The following is a 3,386-nucleotide window of genomic DNA, read 5'->3' as shown; positions in this document are numbered from 1 at the left end:
GGGAGTTCCAGCATTTGTCAAGCATAGACCTATTGTCAAGATAATACCTGACCGCTTTATAGTTTCCGGCTTTCATCAGCGTCTCAATCCTCGCATCTGTCAAAAGTGCCTTCATAAGTTCAAAGGGGTGGTAGTCGAGTAAACTGCCACATATTCCATTTCGTCTGAGTTCCGGAATTGCCTTATATCTCGGATAGTACCACGTGTTTGCTATGATATGGTGAACGTCCGACATATTTCTCAGTTCAATATCCGAACACCAGTTGAAGCAGTCACGATAATAGCCGATAGTCCGTGCCTTTGATGTGAGAGCGGTCTGACCTTTGGCATTGAGCCATAGACGGCATACCTCGTTATTGCTTATGTCAATTGGCTTTCCTTTCTTGAAGAAGACAGACAATAAGAATACCCTTTCAACCTGCAAGCCGTCAATGGTATCAAGTACGGCAAAATAAGTACTTTTTTTGAGTGTCCGTTTGAGAGTGTCCTTGATTTCAAGTCGATGACCACAATGTGGGCATACTACATACATCCCTTTTCCCTCGTGTCGGAATTTATGACCGCAGTCTCCGCAAGTGGTAGCACCACTCGGCACTCTGAATGCCGGATGCTTGATTAGATTTCTCACTCCCCACTCAATGGCTTTTGGTGATATGACGGTCAGCCTCTCATTAGAGGCTACCACCTGTTTCTCAAATTTAGTCTTGGCTTTCATCGCTTAAAATTCATCAAAGAGAGAGAGTTCGGGTTGCTTGGTCTCTTGTGGTTTAACTGTCTTAGGCTTGGAATTGCGGTTCTGCAATTTACGAAGTTCCTCGTCTTGGAAGCGTTTGAGGGCGAGTGCCCTCTGCTGACACTTTTCTTCCTCTGTCAGTTCAATGTGATGATTTACCACTACATTGCAGTTGATAGGCTTGCCGATTTCAAGTGTCGGCTCATCTATGACGTGCACTGCAAGAGAGTATATCTCATCATCGTCAAACCCACAACACCCTGATGCCTTTACCTGATTGAGAATGTATGTCACCACATCGTCAATAGTGCGAGTGGTTGTTTCGTACTTGGCGCGGAATAGTTCGTCCTCCTGCGCTCTCTTATCAAGATAGTTCTTGATTGCTGCCTTGAAATGCTCAGTTCCTTTCATAGTTCGGAAATATTGAAATGTTTGAGTTTTAATCTTTTCCCTTTTCGTGAAGCTCGATTGAGCTTCTCCGGCAGGGTTGGCCGTTTTTCGTGCAAGCCAAAACTGCGGACAAAAGGAGTGAAAAGGCAAGTGTGGAGACAAGTCAAGAACGGGATACCCAAATTTTAGAGGTAGGAGAAAATTTGTGGAGGCTCACGGGCGCGGACGCCGACGGAAAGCGGAGCGGCACTTGACGTTCCTCCCGTCCGCAGTAACTTCGCACAGAAAAACGCCTTCCTGCCGAGGCTCTATGATATGAAGGGGGCTCTATGTGACAAATTTATAATCAAATTCGGCACCAAAACGGATTTTCTTCCGCCTTGGTGCCGAATTTGATTTTGACAAACTAAATGTTTATAAGGTATATTTTATCTACCTATTCTCAGTCTCCTTTCTTGTGAATATGAGGTTTTAGAGAACGAGTATTGCCTGGAGTTTTCTTGTTGTCGCGCTGACGACGATCTGGCTTGCCTGTAGATTTTGCAATCCGCTTAGGCCCTGGTTTTATTCCCATATTTTTATGATTTAAATGTTTATAAATTAGAACTCATAGCCGAGTTTTATTGAGATTCCTTCACAATCGAGTTTGCGGGGAGAACGTGTATAGTTCATGCTGGTTGAATTGTTGAAACGACTGAACGTTTGGAATGCCAGTTTCTCGTAGGTGTAACCGATAGATAGGGATAGACCTTGCTTACCTTTTAAGGCCATTCGGCAGCCCGCACTGACGTTTCCATAGAAACCGTCATGGTTTGTTACAAAGTAGCCAAGTTTAAGGTCAGCGAAAGGAGCGAACTTCCTCTTTGAGAATGTTCCCCGGAAATCAGCAAAGATTGGTATGCTTACCTTGGCATCACGTTTGTCAAGTGGAATGTCCATTCCTTTTGTCTCATAAGAAGACATGAAGTGGAAACCAACACCTCCGCCGACAAAGAAATAGGGATTTACCTGATAGCCATGTGTCGTGCTGATTTCAAAACGCCCAAAGTCATAATCGCCGACACCAATGGTATATCCCACACCTGCGAAACCTCTGTATCCTCCGAAAGTATTGTCTTGCGCCTTAGCAGTAAGCAGCGAGAAGGTAGCGATCAAGATCAAAAGAATTTTTTTCATGATATTGTATAATTATCTTTTAGTCGCTCTTATATCCATACTCGTTGACCCCATTGTAAGTTTAAGTTCAGCCTTGTTTCCGGATATTGAATTTACATAATAAGTCCCGTAAAGCTCACCTCCTACATAGGTCTTGATGGTTCGGCCTGATACCGTATAGGTTCCTGAACCATTGCCGAGAGCTCCACGTCCTGAGTAGCTTCCATCCTTGTTGAATGTGATAGAAAGCGACATGCTTGGATAGTTCGTGATGTCAACCCAATCCGAGTCACTGAACTTTACAGATGTGGCATCCCATGTACCAATCATCTGAGTCTTGATGTCTTCGGGTTCGTCATTATCCTTCGAGCAGGATGGAAGGAAGACCATGATAGTTGCGAGTAGCAACATAAGTGAAAATACCTTTTTCATAATATCAAACGAGGGGGATTTAATCCTCGTGAGTGCAAAATTAGTCTTAATAGGCTCATTCTATTTGCACCTTTCATAAAAATATATTATCTTTGCAAAGTGTAAATAATCATAGTATGCCTAACACAAAAAGTTCCGACATAAGATATAAGGTTCTCGACAGATGTCTCCGTCGAGGTGGTTACTCTACATCTGAGCTTATGAATGAGGTAAATAGAGAATTAGAGTTTCATGGTTTCTCGAAGATTACCGCATTGAATACTATTCGTCAGGATATGGATCACATCGTCAATTCATACCCTGAAATTATCATTGTGGATCGAAAGGTTGGACGCAATGTTACCTATTCCTATAAAGATCCAGAATCGTCAATATTCAAACTCAGGTTCAGTGATGATGAACTTGCACAGCTTTCTCAGTGTATGGCAATTTTATCTCAGTTTGAGGGTACCCCTCAAATGGAATGGATGCAATCATTTTTCGAACGATTTAAGTTGTACTTGAATATCGATGTGGATGGGAAAAAAGTAGTTGGATTTGATGAGTGTCGCTATTTAAGAGGTAAAGATTATTTTTCAACTCTTTTATCAGCAATATGTAATAAAACAGTATTGTCGATAACTTATAAGAGCTTCCGTCGCAATTCGGAGAAAGAGGTCATCATTCACCCATACTT

4 protein-coding genes and 1 pseudogene are annotated in these 3,386 nt (G+C 42.5%); 1 reads left to right on the top strand and 4 read right to left on the bottom strand.

What is annotated here, in order from left to right; genetic code table 11:
* The 4 genes and pseudogenes from K2G41_RS12025 to K2G41_RS12010 form a co-directional block, all read right to left on the bottom strand.
* Positions 1–715: pseudogene (locus tag K2G41_RS12025) on the bottom strand (hypothetical protein); the annotation flags it as partial.
* A 3-nt stretch (positions 716–718) separates the two neighbouring features.
* Positions 719–1,144, bottom strand: a complete 426-nt coding sequence (locus K2G41_RS12020) for a PcfK-like family protein (RefSeq protein WP_300118595.1) — start codon at positions 1,142–1,144, stop codon at positions 719–721.
* Positions 1,145–1,723: 579 nt separating this feature from the next.
* On the bottom strand, positions 1,724–2,278 hold the full coding sequence (locus K2G41_RS12015) for a hypothetical protein (protein WP_300118592.1): 555 nt from the start codon (positions 2,276–2,278) through the stop codon (positions 1,724–1,726).
* Positions 2,279–2,311: 33 nt separating this feature from the next.
* A complete protein-coding gene (locus tag K2G41_RS12010; protein ID WP_300118589.1) occupies positions 2,312–2,710 on the bottom strand; it encodes a lipocalin family protein in 399 nt (132 codons plus the stop codon).
* A 200-nt stretch (positions 2,711–2,910) separates the two neighbouring features.
* On the opposite strand from K2G41_RS12010, the gene K2G41_RS12005 reads away from it, so the two are divergent.
* Positions 2,911–3,386 (top strand): hypothetical protein (locus tag K2G41_RS12005; protein WP_300118586.1); only part of this gene is annotated, 476 nt, incomplete at its 3' end.

Origin of the sequence: Duncaniella sp., assembly GCF_029056165.1 — a bacterium.
In the GTDB taxonomy this organism is placed as follows: Bacteria; Bacteroidota; Bacteroidia; order Bacteroidales; family Muribaculaceae; genus Duncaniella.
The sequence above is the reverse complement of the archived record's forward strand: the minus strand, read 5'-3'. Positions and strand labels throughout refer to the sequence as shown.